Annotated in this window: 18 protein-coding genes and 1 pseudogene; 10 read left to right on the forward strand and 9 right to left on the reverse strand. The window is 68.3% G+C overall.

Annotated features, from left to right (window positions below; genetic code table 11):
- Positions 1-78: 78 nt before the first annotated feature.
- Positions 79-471 carry an ATP-binding protein gene (locus ACQPYZ_RS26540; protein WP_433160857.1) on the forward strand — a complete coding sequence of 131 codons (393 nt, stop codon included), beginning with the start codon at positions 79-81 and terminating at the stop codon, positions 469-471.
- Positions 468-1,262, forward strand: a complete 795-nt coding sequence (locus tag ACQPYZ_RS26545; protein WP_433160859.1) for an RNA polymerase sigma factor SigF — start codon at positions 468-470, stop codon at positions 1,260-1,262. Before ACQPYZ_RS26540 ends, ACQPYZ_RS26545 begins: the two co-directional genes overlap by 4 nt.
- Here ACQPYZ_RS26545 and ACQPYZ_RS26550 read toward each other — a convergent pair whose 3' ends face one another.
- Positions 1,263-1,673 carry a hypothetical protein gene (locus ACQPYZ_RS26550; protein ID WP_433160860.1) on the reverse strand — a complete coding sequence of 137 codons (411 nt, stop codon included), beginning with the start codon at positions 1,671-1,673 and terminating at the stop codon, positions 1,263-1,265.
- A gap of 454 nt (positions 1,674-2,127) precedes the next feature.
- On the opposite strand from ACQPYZ_RS26550, the gene ACQPYZ_RS26555 reads away from it, so the two are divergent.
- The gene (locus ACQPYZ_RS26555; RefSeq protein ID WP_012922773.1) at positions 2,128-2,379 is read left to right on the forward strand and encodes a WhiB family transcriptional regulator; all 252 of its coding nucleotides are present in this window, start codon (positions 2,128-2,130) and stop codon (positions 2,377-2,379) included.
- A 59-nt stretch (positions 2,380-2,438) separates the two neighbouring features.
- Here ACQPYZ_RS26555 and ACQPYZ_RS26560 read toward each other — a convergent pair whose 3' ends face one another.
- Complete coding sequence (locus ACQPYZ_RS26560; protein ID WP_433160862.1) at positions 2,439-3,917, reverse strand: sensor histidine kinase; 1,479 nt, start codon at positions 3,915-3,917, stop codon at positions 2,439-2,441.
- A 104-nt stretch (positions 3,918-4,021) separates the two neighbouring features.
- Here ACQPYZ_RS26560 and ACQPYZ_RS26565 point away from each other — a divergent pair, with 104 nt between their 5' ends.
- Positions 4,022-4,927: a DUF2785 domain-containing protein gene (locus ACQPYZ_RS26565; protein ID WP_433160863.1), complete on the forward strand. Its 906-nt coding sequence runs from the start codon at positions 4,022-4,024 to the stop codon at positions 4,925-4,927.
- Here the strand turns inward: ACQPYZ_RS26565 and ACQPYZ_RS26570 are convergent.
- Entirely contained in the window at positions 4,924-5,892 is a 969-nt protein-coding gene (locus tag ACQPYZ_RS26570; protein WP_433160864.1) for an endonuclease/exonuclease/phosphatase family protein, read from the reverse strand. The two genes, ACQPYZ_RS26565 and ACQPYZ_RS26570, sit on opposite strands and share 4 nt — an antisense overlap.
- Before the next feature lie 80 nt (positions 5,893-5,972).
- On the opposite strand from ACQPYZ_RS26570, the gene ACQPYZ_RS26575 reads away from it, so the two are divergent.
- The 3 genes from ACQPYZ_RS26575 to ACQPYZ_RS26585 all read left to right on the forward strand — a co-directional run bounded on the left by ACQPYZ_RS26575 (position 5,973) and on the right by ACQPYZ_RS26585 (position 8,642).
- A complete protein-coding gene (locus ACQPYZ_RS26575; protein ID WP_433160865.1) occupies positions 5,973-6,254 on the forward strand; it encodes a DUF3311 domain-containing protein in 282 nt (93 codons plus the stop codon).
- A complete protein-coding gene (gene mctP, locus ACQPYZ_RS26580; protein WP_433160867.1) occupies positions 6,251-7,906 on the forward strand; it encodes a monocarboxylate uptake permease MctP in 1,656 nt (551 codons plus the stop codon). The genes ACQPYZ_RS26575 and mctP overlap by 4 nt, the downstream gene beginning before the upstream one ends.
- Before the next feature lie 118 nt (positions 7,907-8,024).
- On the forward strand, positions 8,025-8,642 hold the full coding sequence (locus ACQPYZ_RS26585) for a DUF5317 domain-containing protein (RefSeq protein ID WP_433160869.1): 618 nt from the start codon (positions 8,025-8,027) through the stop codon (positions 8,640-8,642).
- Here ACQPYZ_RS26585 and ACQPYZ_RS26590 read toward each other — a convergent pair.
- Positions 8,604-9,872: an HD domain-containing phosphohydrolase gene (locus ACQPYZ_RS26590; RefSeq protein WP_433160870.1), complete on the reverse strand. Its 1,269-nt coding sequence runs from the start codon at positions 9,870-9,872 to the stop codon at positions 8,604-8,606. The two genes, ACQPYZ_RS26585 and ACQPYZ_RS26590, sit on opposite strands and share 39 nt — an antisense overlap.
- A gap of 14 nt (positions 9,873-9,886) precedes the next feature.
- Entirely contained in the window at positions 9,887-11,233 is a 1,347-nt protein-coding gene (locus tag ACQPYZ_RS26595) for an HD-GYP domain-containing protein (RefSeq protein WP_433160872.1), read from the reverse strand.
- A 274-nt stretch (positions 11,234-11,507) separates the two neighbouring features.
- Between ACQPYZ_RS26595 and ACQPYZ_RS26600 the strand changes: the two genes are divergently transcribed.
- From ACQPYZ_RS26600 to ACQPYZ_RS26610, 3 genes and pseudogenes are all read left to right on the forward strand, one after another.
- Entirely contained in the window at positions 11,508-11,582 is a 75-nt protein-coding gene (locus ACQPYZ_RS26600; RefSeq protein ID WP_369759046.1) for a 50S ribosomal protein bL37, read from the forward strand.
- A 317-nt stretch (positions 11,583-11,899) separates the two neighbouring features.
- Positions 11,900-12,775, forward strand: a pseudogene (locus ACQPYZ_RS26605) (helix-turn-helix domain-containing protein); the annotation flags it as partial.
- A gap of 168 nt (positions 12,776-12,943) precedes the next feature.
- Entirely contained in the window at positions 12,944-14,362 is a 1,419-nt protein-coding gene (locus ACQPYZ_RS26610; protein ID WP_433169767.1) for a tetratricopeptide repeat protein, read from the forward strand.
- A gap of 16 nt (positions 14,363-14,378) precedes the next feature.
- On the opposite strand, the gene rsrA is transcribed toward ACQPYZ_RS26610, so the two are convergent.
- From rsrA to ACQPYZ_RS26630, 4 genes are all read right to left on the reverse strand, one after another.
- On the reverse strand, positions 14,379-14,657 hold the full coding sequence (rsrA, locus tag ACQPYZ_RS26615) for a mycothiol system anti-sigma-R factor (RefSeq protein WP_433160874.1): 279 nt from the start codon (positions 14,655-14,657) through the stop codon (positions 14,379-14,381).
- Positions 14,654-15,268: a sigma-70 family RNA polymerase sigma factor gene (locus ACQPYZ_RS26620; protein WP_132207908.1), complete on the reverse strand. Its 615-nt coding sequence runs from the start codon at positions 15,266-15,268 to the stop codon at positions 14,654-14,656. Before ACQPYZ_RS26620 ends, rsrA begins: the two co-directional genes overlap by 4 nt.
- A 112-nt stretch (positions 15,269-15,380) precedes the next feature.
- Positions 15,381-16,022, reverse strand: a complete 642-nt coding sequence (locus tag ACQPYZ_RS26625) for an alpha/beta hydrolase family protein (protein ID WP_433160876.1) — start codon at positions 16,020-16,022, stop codon at positions 15,381-15,383.
- An 80-nt stretch (positions 16,023-16,102) separates the two neighbouring features.
- The gene (locus ACQPYZ_RS26630; RefSeq protein WP_433160878.1) at positions 16,103-16,903 is read right to left on the reverse strand and encodes an SOS response-associated peptidase; all 801 of its coding nucleotides are present in this window, start codon (positions 16,901-16,903) and stop codon (positions 16,103-16,105) included.
- Positions 16,904-16,981: the final 78 nt, after the last annotated feature.

Below are 16,981 nucleotides of genomic sequence, written 5' to 3' on the forward strand. Positions count from 1 at the left end.
GCCGTGCAAAGCGGCCTGCGAGAGTGGAAGATGTACGGCGTGGTGGGGCGATCACCCGCCGGACACGAGGGAGGCAGTGTGGGCAGCACCGGACGATCCGCCGAGGTCCGTCTGAGCATTCCGGCGGACAGTGCGTACATCGCGGTTCCGCGGTCGGTGGTCGGCAACCTGGCGGCCCGCAACGACTTCACCGTGGACGCGATCGACGACCTGCGGATCGCCGTCGACGAAGCCTGCGCGCTGCTGCTGCCGCAGGCCTCCGACGGCGTGCTGGACTGCGTGTTCGAGATCGACCCGCCGCAGCTGACGGTGCGCACGAGCGCCGTCGTACCGAACGGCTGGCGTCCGGACACGTCGTCGTTCGGCTGGACCGTGCTGACCGCGCTGGTCGAGTCCGCGGCCGCCGAGACGATCGACGGCCGGCTCACCATCACCGTGACGGCAACCGCCACCGCCGCGGAGACCGCGTGAGCGACCGACCTGTCCTGGGCGAGCCCCAGGAAACTCCAGATCTGCGTACCCGGACGGCGGAGCTCTTCCGCGCGATGGCGGCCGGCGGCCCCGGTGACCCGGCGCGGACGCTGGCCCGGGACGGCCTGGTCGCGCTGCACATGCCGCTGGTCGAGCACCTGGCCCGCCGGTTCCGCAACCGCGGCGAGCCGTACGACGACCTCGTCCAGGTGGCCACCATCGGCCTGATCAAGGCGATCGACCGTTTCGACTCCGACCGCGGGGTCGAGTTCTCGACGTACGCGACCCCGACGATCCTGGGCGAGATCAAGCGCTACTTCCGGGACAAGGGCTGGGCGATCCGGGTGCCGCGGCGGCTGCAGGAGCTCCGGCTGTCGCTGACCGCGGCCACGGCCGAGCTCACCCAGGAGCTGGGCCGGGCGCCGACGGTCGCCGAGCTGTCCGACCGGCTCGGCCTGTCGCCGGACCTGGTGATCGAGGGCCTGGAGTCCGCGAACGCCTACAACACCTTGTCCCTGGACGCCCCGGACCAGAACGAGGCGGACGCGACCACGGTCCTGGACGGCCTCGGCGGCGAGGACGAGGCGCTGGAGAGCGTGGAGTACCGGGAGTCCCTGAAACCGCTCCTGGCCCAGCTGGACACCCGGGAGAAACGCATCCTGACGCTGCGGTTCTTCCGCGGGATGACGCAGTCCCAGATCGCCGAGGAGATCGGCATCTCGCAGATGCACGTCTCCCGCCTGCTGGCCCGCACCCTGACCGAGCTCCGCGCCGGCCTGCTCAAGGAGTAGTCAGAGCACCGGGCGGTCCTTGGTCGGGTCGTCCGCGAGCGCCTCGGTCGACGACCGCTGGAAGATGCCCACGAGTACGCCGACCGCGGCCAGGGCGAGCGCGATCGCGACCGGCCGGGTGGAGCCGCCCCAGAAGCTGTACGCGACCAGGAGCTGGATCAGCTGGGCGAACACGGCCGGCCCCCGGCTCCAGGTGGACGCGCGCCAGAGGCCGCGAGCGACGATCAGCAGGCCCCCGCCGTACAGGACGAAGAAGGCGGTGGTGGTCAGTCCCAGGACCAGCCGCGAGCTCTGGATCGTAAATGCTTCGGCAATTCCGAGAACGACCAGCACAAGGCCTTCCGCAGCCACCACACCGGCGGCTAGCTTGAGCGGTCTCGGTACGGCGGTGGCTGGGGAGTCGGTCGGCACTTCGCCAGCTTAGTGCTCCGTGCCGTTGCTGTGTTTCGGGCGCAAGGGACGACCACCCGCTCTTCCCGCGAGCCCTGGGTCCGCGGGAACCCCAGCCCCACAAGGAACTGAGGTCGTGCGTAACCAAAAGGCGGTTGGATCGGTTACTTGCAGTGAACGGGTGAGTGCATGAACGATGCTCCGTCCGGTTAACGGACGGGGAGCTCCACTGCGCACCGGTTCGTAGTGTTAAGGAAGTGTTGTGATCTGATCGACAACTCCAGAACCCTTGTTTCACCCAGCTGAGATTGGGAACATGGTCTCGTTCGTGAAAACGTTCACAACACGTTCCTGCAGCGAACACCTCGCACGCCGAGACCCCCTGGTGCGAGCTGAATCACGAGAGTAAAGCCGCGCTGACTGGGCACCGACCAGATTCAGCGTACGACAACTACTGAGAGAGATGGGATCCGCCATGGATTGGCGCCACCGGGCCGTTTGCCTCGATGAGGACCCGGAACTGTTCTTCCCCATCGGCAACACCGGGCCCGCGATCATGCAGATCGAGGAGGCCAAGCAGGTGTGCCGTCGCTGCGACGTGCGTGAGCAGTGCCTCGCCTGGGCGCTGGAAGCCGGCCAGGACCACGGTGTCTGGGGCGGCCTCAGCGAGGACGAGCGCCGGGCGCTCAAGCGGCGTAACGCCCGCGCCCGCATCCGCACCGCCTGAGCAACTCTTTCGAGGCCCCGCGGACCATCCGCGGGGCCTTTCGCTTTCCCCCTGCGCCCCTAGTCCTTCACCGGGATGTCGAGGGTGACCTGGGTGCCGGGGCGGCCGTCGTGGCGGGAGCCGAAGTCCAGGGTGCCGTCCAGTTCGCCGAGCACCAGGGTGCGGACGATGGACAGCCCCAAGTTGCCGGACAGTTCGGAGTCGAAGTTCGCCGGCAGCCCGTGGCCGTCGTCAACGACGGTGACCCGCAGCCGGCCCACCGACCGCTCGGCGGACAACTCGATCGTGCCGGTCGCCTCGTCCCCGTCGCGGGACCGGAAAGCGTGCTCCACCGAGTTCTGCATCAACTCCGTCAGCACCATCGCCAGCGGCGTCGCGATCTCGGAGTCGAGTACGCCGAAGCTCCCGGAGCGCCGGGTCTCGACCGACGTGGCGACCGTGGACACGTCGGCCACCATCGCGGCCACCCGGTCGGCGACGTCGTCGAAGTCCACGTGCTCGTCGAACGACTCCGACAACGTCTCGTGCACGATCGCGATCGAGCCGACCCGGCGGACCGCCTCGGCCAGCGCGGCCTGGCCCTCCGGCACCGCGATCCGCCGGCCCTGCATCCGGAGTAACGCCGCGACGGTCTGCAAGTTGTTCTTGACGCGATGATGAATCTCCCGGATGGTCGCCTCCTTGGTGACCAGCTCCCGCTCCCGGCTGCGCAGCTCCGTCACGTCCCGGAGCAGGATCAGCGCCCCCACGTGCTGCCCGTCGGCCCGCAGCGGGATCGCGCGCAGGAACAGCGTCGCGTCGGCGTTCTCGATCTCGAGCTCCTTCGCCGCGCGCCCGGTCAGTACCGACGCGAGCACGTCGTCGACCTTGTGGCCGGCCTGCAGCAGCTCACCGGTGACGTCCTTCAGCCGGCTCCCGACCAGGTCGGTGACGAGCCCCATCCGCCGGTACGCCGACAACGCGTTCGGGCTGGCGAACGTCACCATCCCGTGCCGATCGACCCGGATACAGCCGTCGCCGACCCGTGGGGTGGTGGACAGCAGCCGCTCCCCGCCGTACGGGAAGACGCCGTCGGTGATCATCCGGGCCAGGTCGGTGGCGCTCTGCAGGTAGGCGATCTCCAGCCGGGACGGGGTGCGGACGCCGAGCAGGTTGGTGTTCCGGGCGATCACCGCGATCACCCGGCTGCCCCGCCGGACCGGGATGGTCTCGACCCGGACCGGGACGTCGTCGCGCCACTCCGGGTCACCCTCCCGGCAGATCCGGCCGCCGTCGTACGCCTGGTCCAGCAGGTGCCGGCGGCCGCGCGGGATGAAGCTGCCGACGATGTCGTCCAGGTACGCCGTCGGCCCGGTGGTGGGCCGCATCTGCGCCCCGGCCCAGAAGCCGAGACCCTCGGTGTCCGGCAGCCAGAGCACCAGGTCGGCGAACGACAGGTCGGCCAGCATCTGCCAGTCGGAGACCAGCAGCTGCAGACGGTCCAGGTCGGCCTGGTCCAGGGTGGTGTGGTTCCGGGCCACGTCGCTCAGAGACGGCACCCCTCGATGCTACCGACGCCGGCACCGGTCCCTGGGGTGGTCCGGCTTGATTGAAGGGCGCGAATGGGTGTTGATTGATCAGGCACGGATGAAAGGATGCTTCGGTGGAGTCGACGTACTGGCAGGACGTGATGGCCGCGGACTACGCGGTACCGCGCGACCGTGCGCTGACCGACCTCACCGAGGAGCTCGTCCGCGGCCTCGCCAGCACCAACCCGCAGATCCGCGACGCGCTCGCGTACCCGACGCTCGCGACCTGGCTGGAGCGCGGGGTGTACGACGATCTGCTGCCGGGGTTCGGTGACGGCCTGTGTGCCGGGCTCGCGTACGGACTGGGTGAGGACGGCACGGACACCGTGTTCCGCCGGTCCTTCACCGCACTGACGCTGGCGGAGGTGATCCACCGCGACAACGCCGAGTTCCTCGTGCACGACGAGGTGGTGATGCGCTGGGGCGACCGGCTGGCGACCTGGTTGCTGCGCGAGCGCGACCTGCGCGGCTACGTGCCGGACTGCGGCTGGGCGCACGCCGTGGCCCACGGCGCGGACGCGATCGGTGCACTGGCCCGGTCGCGGCACTGCGACGCCGGTGTGCTCCGGGCGCTGCTCGACGTACTCGCCGACCGGATCGTGAAGGACACGCCGTACCGCTGGGTGCACGAGGAGCACGACCGGGTCGCGCACGCGGTGATGACGATCCTGCACCGGAACATGCTGACCAGCGACGAGCTCGAGCGCTGGCTGAAGCCGGTCGCTGCGACCGCGGCCCAGCAGCCGTTGATGCACGACACGTTGCCCGAGTGGCCGACTCCGCCGGTGTTCAACGCCCGCGGCGTACTGCACGTCCTGCTGAGCCAGCTGGCGATCGGGGTGAAGGGCTTCCCGATCCCCGGTGACGACGAGCTGTTCGGCCGGCCGATCGAGGCCCGAGCGGACATGCTGCTGATGCTGACCGAGGCCGTGCAGGCGTCCCAGCCCTACATCTACAAGCCGGCCGCCAACCAGTCCTAGGGTACGGCGACCGTCGCCACGACTGCGCGGTGATCGCTGCCTTCGATCGCGTACGTCGTGAAGCGGCCCGGCTCGAGTTGCCGGGTGATGAGCACGTGGTCGATCTGCGTCCGGGTCACCGCCGGCCGGTCCGACGGCCAGGTGCCTTCCAGACCGGAGCCGGTGAGGGACGCGACGCTGCGGCAGTTCGTGCCGAGCGCGTACCGGAAGTCCGCGTGGTCGGTGGTCGCGTTGAAGTCGCCGGCCACGATCGTCGGCGGGTTCTGCGCGCACCACTGCCGCAGTACGCCGAGATCCTTCTTCCAGGTGGTCACTTCGGACGGCAGCGGCGGGAACCCGTGGTACGCGATCAGCCGGACCTCACCGAGGGTCCCGCCGGTGACGACGATGTGCCCGAAGGTCGTCGCGGACGCGTCCTTCGCGAACCGGACCGCACCGAGTGACGACGCCACCAGCACACTCGTCGCGCTCTCCACCGCCGCGCTCGGCTGCAGCGTGTAACCGTTGTAGGCAAGGCCCTGCAGGTGCGCCCGGATGTCCTCCCGGACGTCGACCTGGGCCTCCGGCAACGAAACCAGGTCCGGCCGGCGCTCCCGGATCACCTTGGCCACCGCTCCCGCGTCGGCGCCGCCACCGAGCACGTTGGCGACCATGATCGTCAGCACCCGGGACCCGGCCGGCACCGGATCCGCCTCCGAGAACTGCCGCGGCGCCGTCAGTGCGGCACCGACCAGCGCGAGCGACAGCACGAGTACGGCGGCGATCCGCCAGCCCCGCCGTACCAGCATCACCAGCCCCAGCGCCAGGACGACGGCCAGCCCCTGCGGGCGGAACGCCACCAGCTGCGCGAACGGCGTGACCTCGTCGAGGCCGAACAGCTCCGGGTAGAGCGGCACGGCAACGATCACCAGGAAGAGAACGGACAGCACGACCCGCCGGACGAACCATGCTCGTTCGTTATCCATGATCCACCCTGAAGATCTGGTCGCTTGTTCGGACGAACGGTAGCGTGCTCCGTTGCGCCTGTGTCCCGAGGAGGTTTGCAGTGTCCCGATTGTCCGCGGTCAAACCCGCGTACTGGATCTCCGGCGTCCTGCTGGCGGTCGCGGTCGTCGTACCGCTCCTGGTGTCCACGTACGCCAAGGACGAGCCCAGGCTGTGGGGCTTCCCGTTCTTCTACTGGTACCAGTTCCTGTGGGTCTTCCTCTCCGCCGGGCTGGTCAGCATCTGCTACAAGCTCGTGATCACCGAGGAGCGCAAGCGGCGCGCCGCCGAAGGGCTCGGCGACCCCGACAAGGCGGACCGGGCGAAGGAGGGCGACCAGTGAACCACAGTGTCGACTGGGTCCAGCTCATCATCGTCATCCTGATCTTCGGCGCCGTCACCGTGATGGGCTTCATGGCGGCCCGCTGGCGCAGCTCGGGCAGCCTGGACAACCTGGACGAGTGGGGTCTCGGCGGCCGCGGGTTCGGCACCTTCATCACCTGGTTCCTGCTGGGTGGCGACCTCTACACGGCGTACACGTTCATCGCCGTACCGGCCGCGATGTACGCCACCGGCGCGATCAGCGGCTTCTTCGCGGTGCCGTACACGATCGTGGTCTATCCGATCATCTTCGTCTTCATGTCCCGGCTGTGGTCGGTCTCGCACCGCAACGGCTACGTGACCCCGGCGGACTTCGTCGGCGGCCGGTACGGCAGCCGCGCGCTGTCGCTGGCGGTCGCGATCACCGGCATCCTGGCGACGATGCCCTACATCGCCCTGCAACTGGTCGGCATGCAGGCCGTGTTCGAGACGATGGGTCTCGGCGGCGACAACCTGCTGGCCAAGGACCTTCCGCTGCTGATCGCGTTCGCGGTGCTGGCGGCGTACACCTACTCGTCGGGTCTGCGGGCGCCGGCGATGATCGCGTTCGTCAAGGACGGCCTGATCTACCTGGTGATCGCGGTGGCGATCTTCTACCTGCCGAGCGTGCTCGGCGGTTGGGGCTCGATCTTCGACGCCGCGGAGGCCAAGCTGACCGCGACCAACCCGAACACCGGCAAGCCGGTCGGCGCCTTCATCCCGGGTGAGTCCGGCTACTCGGCGTACTGGACGCTGGCGCTCGGCTCGGCGATGGCACTGTTCATGTACCCGCACTCGGTGACCGCGGTGCTGTCGACGAAGAACCGCAACATCGTCCGGCGGAACGCCGCGATCCTGCCGGCGTACTCACTGCTGCTCGGCCTGCTCGCGCTGCTCGGCTTCATGGCGATCAAGGCAAACGTCGACGTACGGGGCCTGGACGGGCTGCCGAACCCGCAGCTGGCGATCCCGCGGCTGTTCGACCAGGAGTTCCCGTCCTGGTTCGCCGGGATCGCGTTCGCGGCGATCGCGGTCGGGGCGCTGGTGCCGGCGGCGATCATGTCGATCGCGGCCGCGAACCTGTTCACCCGCAACATCTACCGCGACTTCATCAAACGCGACGCGACCCCGGCGCAGGAGGCCAAGGTCTCCAAGATCGCGTCCCTGCTGGTGAAACTCGGTGCGCTCGCGTTCGTGCTCACGCTGGACAAGACGCTCGCGCTGAACTTCCAGCTGCTCGGCGGGATCTGGATCCTGCAGACGTTCCCGGCGATCGTGGTCGGCCTGTACACCCGGTGGTTCCATCGCTGGGCGCTGTTGGCCGGCTGGGCGGCGGCGATGCTGTTCGGCACGATCGAGGCCTACAACGTGATCAACCCGGCGACCGGGAAGCACTTCGGCGGCTCGCTGGCGAACGTGCCGTTCACCGACACCCAGTCGTACATCGCGCTGACCGCGTTCGCGCTCAACGTGATCGTGGTCGTCGTCCTGACGCTGGTGTTCCGGGCGCTGAAGGTGCCGAACGGCGTCGACAGCACCCACGCCACGGACTACCGCGCCGACCAGGGCGACCCCGGTGTGAAGGACCTGCCGGAGCTGCTCGACGAGGGCGGCGCCTCCCCGGCGAAGCCCTAGTACGCTGACGGGCGGTCCTTCCCAGGGAAGGACCGCCCGTCACTCTTTGCTGTTATGTCGACACGCTGCGGGATCAGCTTGCCCGGGATTCCGCCCGGGGCGCGGCAGAATCGCGAGGGTGTTGCTGGTCCTCCTCGTCATGCTGCTCGCCGCCGCCGCGGCCTGGGCGACCGGTGGACGCTTCACCCGGCTGGCCGACAACTCGTTGACCGGCGTGCACTGGCTGGCCGCCGCGGCGATCGGCCAGTTCCTCGGCTCACTGGTCGGAGGTACGGCGTACCCGGTCGGCCTGATCGGGTCCGCGGTCTGCATCGCGGTCTTCCTCCGCCAGAACCTCCGCCATCCCGGCGTCGGACTACTTGCCCTGGGCTTCTTCTGCAACGCCCTGGTGGTCGCGCTGAACGGCGCGATGCCGGTGTCCGCCGACGCCCTCGCCCGCGCGGGCGTCGACACGTTCATGAACTCACCACGCCACGAACTCGCCGATGCCTCGACCACGCTGCCCTGGCTGGGCGACGTCGTACCCGTGGCCCTGCCGGGCATCGGTCAGGCGGTCAGCCCGGGCGACGTACTGATCGCCGCCGGCGCCGGGCTCCTGCTGTACGCCGGAATGGGCGGAACGCACCGGGTCCCGGCCGGAACGGCGCCCGGGTGGGACGACCTCTCCCCGTGCCACGGAGCCCCGGCGATCCTCCGGCTAAAAACGGAATCCCCGGCCGATCACCCGTCGGAGTGACTCGACCACGACCGGGTCGTACTCGGCCCCGATCCCGAGCCCGATCGACTCCATCGCCTTCGCCGGCGACTGACCGTTGCCCTCCCCCACCAACTGCTCGTACGCCAGCGCCACGTTGACGATCCCGCTCTCCACCGGGATGTCCGCGTTGTTCGCCCGCCCCTGCCGGTACGGATCGTTCGAGTGCCGCACGATCTCGGCCACATGATCCAGCACCCCCGACCGCTCGATCACCGCGGCCCCGATCTCCGCCGCCCGCCGCCGTTCCTCCCGCGTCCGCAGCAGACTCGCCCCACCCGGACTCGGATCCGCCAGCGCCAACTGCCCGACCCCCGACAACAGAGCGGCGTACTCCAACGCCTCCATCCGCGCCGGCGTCAACCCCAGATCGTGGCCCAAAGCAACCGCCAACTGCGCCGTCCGCGCATTCTGCCCGGGACTACTGAACCCGGCAATCTCAGTACTCCGAGCCATCGACCGCACCGTAGTCCGATAAGTCCGCTGAGCCGAAGCAAACCGCCGAAACGCAAACTGAGTCAACAACAACGGCACCACCACCAACGGCGGCGCCCACAGGCCCAACAGCGCCGTACCGGTGGCGAGCAGGATGCCGCTGATACCCATCGCCAGCCCGATCCTTCCCATCACCGACAGTTCGTCCCGCAGCGCGGCGGGGAACGGTCTGTTGTGGCGTTCCGTCGCCTGCCCCGCGCCGATCAGGGCGTCGCTGACACCGGCACTCAGCACCCCGAGGAGCATCGCGCCGGACAGCCACAACGCATCCTGCCAACGACCCGTCCAGGCCAGGTCGGCGGGCGCCAGCAGAGAGAAGACTGCGGCCGCACAAGCGACCGAGATGCCTCGCCGGCACGACACGACGATGTCCCATCCAAGCCCCGCGATCGCTCTCGGCAAGAGCCCTGCAACGGTGGCCACCGCAGTCACTGCCACGACCTGTGCGACATCCGGAGGTACGCCGACCGACGGTCCACGGAGCATCGCGTACCCCAGGGCGGCGCTGGTCGCGATCGGTGCCCGGTTGCGGATCCGGTCGACCCGGAACTGCACCATCTCACCGATCGCGATGAGGGCTCCGAAGGTGACGGCGTACGACCACTCGGTCATCCCGTCGCGGGCGGTGAGCACGATTGCGATCAAGGCCAACGCGGCGCCGGCAGCCACGATGACGACCCCGCTGCCCATCCTCCGCAGCTCAAGGCCTTCCGTCATGCCGCCGCCGGCCATCACTCCGGGCCTGCCGCGTTGCCGGTCGCCCCGCCACCGCTGCCGAGGCTGAGGTCGTCATGGTCGATCGTCACCACCACCGAGCCGTCCGGAGCAGGCTGGTCGACGGTCTTCCAGCCCTGCTTTCTGATGACGTCGACGAAGGCGTCCACCAAGTGTGGATCGAAGTGTGTGTAGCGGTCCTGGATCAGGATCTGCAGCGTCTCCTCCACGCCACGGGCCGGCCGGTACGACCGTGTCGACGTCAGGCAGTCGAACGCGTCCACGATGCCGATGATCCTGGCGAAGTACGGGATGTTGTCGCCGCTGAGGCCGGCCGGATAGCCGGTGCCGTCGTACTTCTCGTGGTGGTGCAGAACCGCGGACTTGACCTCCTCCAGAAAGGGGATGTTGCCGATCAACTCCACTCCGCGAGCAGGATGGAGCCGGATCGCGTCCATCTCCGAGTCGTCCAGCCGACCGGGTTTGCGGATGATGCTCGTTGGCACACCGACCTTGCCGACATCATGCAGTAGACCGGCATGTTCGAGCGCGCTCTGCCGGTCGTCCGCCAGCCCCAGGTGGCGGCCGAGCATTCCGACGCCCTCGCTGACACGTTCGGAATGACCTCGAGTGTACAAGTCCTTGGCCTCGATGACCTGGATGAACGCACGCATGGTCGCGGCCTGCGCCCGCCTCTCGGCCTCGTACTGCGACAGCGCCCACCTACTGACGTACAGCGGCACGAAGATGAGAAGGATCGACAGGAAGCCGAGACCGGACAGCCATGCGACCGCGAGCAGGAGTCCGAGCAGCCCGTAGCCGAGCAGGGGTGGAGAGGTCGGCACCGCCACCTTCCGCAGGAACGTCGCCGGGCTGGGGTCGCCCGCCTCGAGCGAGAGCACCACGCACAGCAGAAGAGCGTTCACGACCAGCCAGGTCGCGTTGGCCGCGGTAGTGGTCCAGATCGCGTCCCACGGGCGCGACAGCACCTCATCGCCGGTCGGGCCGCCCGCGAAGTGGAACACCAATCCGCCCGCCGCCGCGCAGATGACCGACTGGGCGCCGTTGAAGACCTTCTTGACCATCGGATGCCGACGATCCTGCGACAAGGCACCGACGGCGCCGACAAGGATCGCGGACCCGACTCCTGACAACAAGTAGAGCGCAATGACGAGTACGTAATCGAGTGAGGTCCGGTATACCTGCCCGACACGAGGCCGGAGCACCGTCCCCGCCAGCATGAGCAGGCCCAGGCAGATGGTGGGCGCGTCAATCGTTGCGTGTGCTGCAGCCAGTACCAGAATGGCAACAGCCAGTATGGTCGTGGTGACAACCACCAGCCGAAGCAGCACCCGCCGGTTCACGCGCGCAACGCTACCCGGACAGACGTCTTTGGACTACCAGTCCCAACCGTCGGCGAGCATGTCGCACCTCCGTTCAGCGGTCGCGGTCTTGCGCCCCGCCGGCGGCGGCAGGACGCAGGGGGGCAGACAGCACATCGCTGACTGATCAGTATTTTGCTCATATGGCCTGCGCCGAAACACTGTAAGCCAGACCGTGACCCGCCGCACGACGTGAAGAGCGATGCATGGTATGAGAGACTGTGACTCTTTGCAGTTGTTTCAAGGAGGCTTAGGAATGGGCAAGACCGGCCGCAAGCGCCGCGCACGCAAGAAGAAGGGCGCAAACCACGGTAAGCGCCCCAACGCCTGACCCAGGCGGCTGCTACAGACAGCGAGGACCCCGGCTAAAACCGGGGTCTTTGCAATTTGGTTACGGGTGAGTTCAGACCAGTCCCGCCCCAGGTCTTGCATCCAGAGCGTTTGCGGCTGAATACTCAAAGCGACTTTCAAACGACCGTTTATGCGTCGTGACGTGTGATCTCCGGCACTCGCGCGATCAACGCCAAACCGGTCCAGTCGGCGTTGTGGATATCGCCTGCAGGGGATCAGGCGAGCCTCCTAGAGTTGGCCCCGATCTCCGGCACCGACCGTAGCCGGACAGTTGCCGATGCGTGAGGAAGGTAGGACGTGGCTGCACACAGCCTCAGTGATCTGCTGCGCAGATACCGGGCTCGGTCCGGTCTCACGCAGGCCGCCCTCGCCGAGAGAGCGGGCCTCAGCGAACAGGCCATCAGCGTTCTCGAACGTGGCACCCGGAGCCGTCCGCGCATCGACACCGTCAAGGCCTTGACCGCCGCCCTCGAGTTGAGCAGTGCCGAGGCCGCGGAGTTCGAGACCGTTGCACGCAGCAAAGGTCGGAAGGTCAAGGCGGCTGCCACGTCCACGGGCGCGCCAGGCGCGGACTCGCTGCCGCTGCCTTGGCAACTGCCGCCGGCTCTTTCGGACTTCACCGGTCGCGCCGCGCAGATCGAGGCCGTCCTGACCGCACTGCGCGAACCCGGACGGAATCGAACTGTCGGCCTGGTCGCGCTGACAGGGATGGGTGGAATCGGTAAGACCGCGCTCGCAGTTCAGGCCGCCCACAAGCTGGCCGACAGTTACCCCGACGGTCACCTGTACCTCAACCTGCGTGGATACGGTCCCAGCGAGCCGATGACCACCGCGGACGCCTTGCACCAGTTGCTTCGTTCCCTCGCGCTCGACCCGCAACTGATCCCCGACGGGGTGGAGGAAGCGGCCGCCTTGCTCCGATCCCAGCTGACAGGCCGCCGCGTGCTCTTGCTGCTCGACAACGCGACCGACGTTCGGCACGTGCTGCCACTCCTGCCAGGAAGCCCAGGATCGGCGGTGATCATCACGAGCCGAGGATCGATGGCGGCACTCTCGGGTGCGCGGCAGATCCGCCTCGACGCGTTGTCGGAGACCGAGTCGGTCGACCTGCTGGCCGGCATCGTCGGTGCCGAGCGGATCGCCGCCGAGCCGCAGGCCGCCGAGGATCTCTCGTTGCTGACCGGGTGCTTGCCACTGGCTGTTCGGCTGACCGGCGGCCGACTCGCCGCCCGGCCGTCGTGGCCTGTCCAGCACCTGGTAGATCTCCTCCACGACGAGGGGAGGAGGCTCGACAGCCTGGGAGCTGACGAAACCGGCGTACGGGCGAGCATTGCCAGCTCGGTGCGCTTCCTGGAGACCAGCGACCACGCCCTCGATCGTGAGGCCGCACAGGCCCTACCGGTGTTGAGTCTCCTCGACGGGGCGGACCTGATCACCGCTGTCGCCGCCGCCTTGCTCGACGTTCCGGTCCGGCAAGCCGACGCCGTGCTGGAGCGGCTGGTAGATCTCAACCTGCTCGAGTCCGTCGCGCCGGAGCGATACAGGTTCCACGACCTCATCCGGACGTTCGGCCGCGAGCTTGCTGACAAGAGTCTGACCCCGGCGGCACAGGACGCCGGCCTCGAGCGAGTCCTGCGCTTCTACACAGGCTTCGCCTGGGCGTGCCAGCGTCTCACGCACGCCACCAGTCCGCGGCTGTCCCTCGCCGAGTCCTCGACCGGTCCGATGCCGGCGCTGGACAGTGCGGCGACGGCCGTGCGCTGGCTGGACGACGAACAGCGCAACCTGATGGACCGGTTCCATCAGGCAGCGGCCTCCTCGCTGGCCGGGTCCGCGCTCTTCCCGGAGTTGGCCCTCGCGATGTTCGGCTACAACGAATCCCGCTCGCGCTGGTTGGAGATGCGCGATCTCTGCCTGACCGGAGTCGCGATCGCGCACCAGCTCGACCTGCCACTGATGGCCGCCTGGCTCGAGCACGACACCGCGATCCCCGAGGTCGAGAACGGGACTCTCGAGGTCGCAGTGGTGCATCTCTTCAAGGCGCTACAGATGTTCCGCGATCTGTCGGACGGACCCGGGCAGGCCCGCTGCTGCTCGTCGCTCACGCACGTCCTCGGTCGGCTCGGCCGGTTGGACGAGGCGCTCCAACTCGGTACCGAGGCACTGCGGCTCAGTCAGGAACTCGGCCAGCGGACCATCGAAGGCGTCTCGTACATCGCTCTTGGAGGTCTGTACGACCGTAAGGGCGATGCCGAGCAGGCCGACCAGGCGTTCGCACAGGGGATCCACTTGGCTCGCGACATGGGCGACACCCGCTCGCTGGCCAAGCGGTACCTCAACGTCGGGTTCTCGCACCTCCTGGTCGGTCGGGTGGAAGACGCGAAAGCCCCGCTCTACGAATGCTTGAAGATCGCCGAAGCAGTGAGAAACGACGATCAAGTCACCCAAAGCCTGCAATGCCTTGCTGCGGTCTTCGCGAGCCAGGGCGAGTACCCCAAAGCACAGGAATACCTCGCAAGCGCACTAGCCCTCGCCCGCCAGTTGGGCAACCGCCTGCGCGAAGGCTGTTTTCTCCTCGAGCTCGGCAAGATCAGTGCCGCGACCGGTCATCGGGATGCCGCGATAGCGCACCTCAACGCAGCACTCACCATCCTGCACGGCAAATCACCGTACTTCGAGACCGCCGCCCGCCAACTCCTCGCACTCATCGACCGAGGAGGCGACTACACCTACAACTTCGACGATTCCAACATCGTCTGAATCGAATTCACGATCCTCAGTCGGTGGTGGGGATGGTGGTTTCTACTTGGATTTGGGTTAGGCGGAGGAGGATTTTCTGGCGGAGGGCGTCGGGGGCGTGGTCGGAGCCGCAGGAGCGGTGGACCAGTTTCTTGACGCAGCGTTCCAGGTCGTACTCGTCGAGGCAGGGGGCGCACTCTTCCAGGTGCTGCCGGATCTCCTCGGTGCTGGCGTCCTCGAGTTCGTCGTCGATGAAGACGTAGACACGCTGCAGGATCTCGCTGCAGTCGACGTCGTGGTGCTCGCCGCAGCTCACGACTCCTCCTCGGTTCCGGTCTCGTCGGACGGGATCAGGCCCCGGTCGCGCGCGTAGTCGCCGAGTAGGTCACGCAGCTGGCGACGGCCGCGGTGCAACCGCGACATCACGGTGCCGACCGGCGTCCCCATGATGTCGGCGATCTCCTTGTAGGCAAAGCCCTCGACGTCGGCCAGGTAGACGGCCAGCCGGAAGTCCTCCGGGATCGCCTGCAGGGCTTCCTTGACGTCGGAGTCGGGCAGGTGCTCGAGGGCGACCGCCTCGGCCGACTTCAGGCCGCCGGGGGTGTGCGACTCGGCGGCGGTGAGCTGCCAGTCCTCGATCTCCTCGGTCGGCGACTGCGTCGGCTGGCGCTGCCGCTTGCGGTATCCGTTGATGAACGTGTTCGTCAGGATCCGGTACAGCCACGCCTTCAGGTTGGTGCCGGGCGTGAACTGGTGGAACGAGCTGTACGCCTTCGCGAAGGTGTCCTGGACCAGGTCCTCGGCGTCCGACGGATTGCGGGTCATCCGCATCGCCGCGGCGTACATCTGGTCGAGGAAGGGCAGCGCCTCGCGCTCGAAGCGCGCGGTCCGCTGCTCGGGTGTCTCGGTCGTGGTGGGAGTGGGCATCGTGATCGAGAATACCGGGGTCTTCCCGGTGGTCCTCGCCGGAGCCTCTCTCGTCGCCGTCATGTACGGCACAACACGCCCGGCCGCGGGGGCATTCCCCGTCAGCGGCCCACTATCCGGACACCTCGCGGCTGACCCATTCGAACACGGCTTCGACCAGGACGTCGTACGCCTCCTGCTGGGTCAGCTCCGCCCGCTTCGGCACCTTGAACGAGTGTTCCGCCTCCGGTACGACGGCCATCTCGGTGAGCGGCGGGAACTCCTCCGGGGTCCCGAACGGGTCCCGCTCCCCCTGGACCACCAGCGTCGGCAGCCCGGCGCCCTGCAGCTCGTCGACCCGCGACTTCTCCGGCTTCCCCGGTGCATGCAGCGGAAAGGCCAGGGCGAGTACGCCGGACGCGCCGAGACTGCTCGCGGTCCGGCAGGCCACCCGGGCCCCGGCGCTGCGGCCGCCGACGACCAGCGGAGTGCGGATCCGGAGCTGGCCGATGATCGCGATCCAGGCCTCGTCGAGGGCCTTCGGACCGGGCGCGAGTTTCCGGCGGGCGTGCCGCCAGGGCTGCTCGATCAGGAACACGTTGATGTCCTGTTTCGGCAGCCGAGCGGCCAGCGCGGCCAGGTCACCCGACTCGATCCCGCCGCCGGCGCCATGACCGAGCGCCAGCGTCGCCACCGGCCGCCGGGCCCGATGCGCCACGATCCGGGCGTCCCCGTGCGGCGTCCCCACAATCCGTTCGTCGGTCACCCGCCCCATCCTGTCATCAGCCCGCGCCAAGACGGGGCAGGAAACGGCGCAGAACGGCACGGAAACGGCGCGGGTCAGAAGAGAGCGCGTCAGAAGAGAGTGGTCTCCTCCGGCTCCTCCGGCCGGTCGATCGGGTCGACGCCGTCCGGCGGCAGCGGGTCGACCAGGTGCGGCCCGTTGTTCTTGACCGAGCTGACAGCCTTCGAGACGGCGTACGCCTCGAGCCGGCCGGGCGCGGCCGGGACCAGCAGGTCGAGCAGGTCGTCGGGGTCGGAGCTGAGCGGGTCGAGCCAGGCGTCGTACCGCTCCTTCTCGACCAGCAACGGCATCCGGTCGTGGATGCGGCCGAGGTCGTCGGTGGCCGTGGTGGTGAGGACCGTGCAGGTCCACAGCCAGGCCTCGTCGGCGTCCGCGTCCTCGACCGACTTGTCCCGCCAGATCTCGTACAGCCCGGCCATCGCCAGCACGCCGCCGTCGGCGGGGCGGATGAAGTACGGCTGTTTGACCGGTTTGCCGTTCACCTTCTGCTCGGACTTGTACCACTCGTAGTAGCCGTCAGCGGGCAGGATGCAGCGCCGGGTCGCGAACGCCTTCTTGAACGCCGGCTTCTCGGCGACCGTCTCCATCCGCGCGTTGATCAGCCGGCTCCCGATCGAGGTGTCCTTCGCCCACGACGGCACCAGCCCCCACTTGACCGTGGTCAGCTTGCGCACCGTCTCGTCCGGCACCTCGCGGTTCTTCCGCTCGACCACGGCGATCACCTGGTCGGTCGGCGCGACGTTGTAGTTGTCCGGGAGCTCCTGGACGGACTCGCGCACGTTGCCCGCCTCGATCTCGAACTCGACGACGAGATCGGACGGGTCCCGGCTGGAGGCGTATCGACCGCACATGGAGACCAGCCTAGACAGCCCCACCGACAGTGGCGACCGGCGAGCGGCGGCGGATCGCCCACCCCGTGATGGGCGATC

Source organism: Kribbella sp. CA-247076, from assembly GCF_050942445.1.
GTDB lineage: Bacteria > Actinomycetota > Actinomycetes > Propionibacteriales > Kribbellaceae > Kribbella.

Coding starts and splice junctions, on each gene's coding strand:
- ACQPYZ_RS26625 (WP_433160876.1), bottom strand. CDS start 16,022: ATGGGGCGGGTGACCGACGAACGGATTGTGGGGACGCCGCACGGGGAC.
- ACQPYZ_RS26630 (WP_433160878.1), bottom strand. CDS start 16,903: ATGTGCGGTCGATACGCCTCCAGCCGGGACCCGTCCGATCTCGTCGTC.
- ACQPYZ_RS26590 (WP_433160870.1), bottom strand. CDS start 9,872: ATGACGGAAGGCCTTGAGCTGCGGAGGATGGGCAGCGGGGTCGTCATC.
- ACQPYZ_RS26555 (WP_012922773.1), top strand. CDS start 2,128: ATGGATTGGCGCCACCGGGCCGTTTGCCTCGATGAGGACCCGGAACTG.
- ACQPYZ_RS26570 (WP_433160864.1), bottom strand. CDS start 5,892: ATGGATAACGAACGAGCATGGTTCGTCCGGCGGGTCGTGCTGTCCGTT.
- ACQPYZ_RS26620 (WP_132207908.1), bottom strand. CDS start 15,268: ATGCCCACTCCCACCACGACCGAGACACCCGAGCAGCGGACCGCGCGC.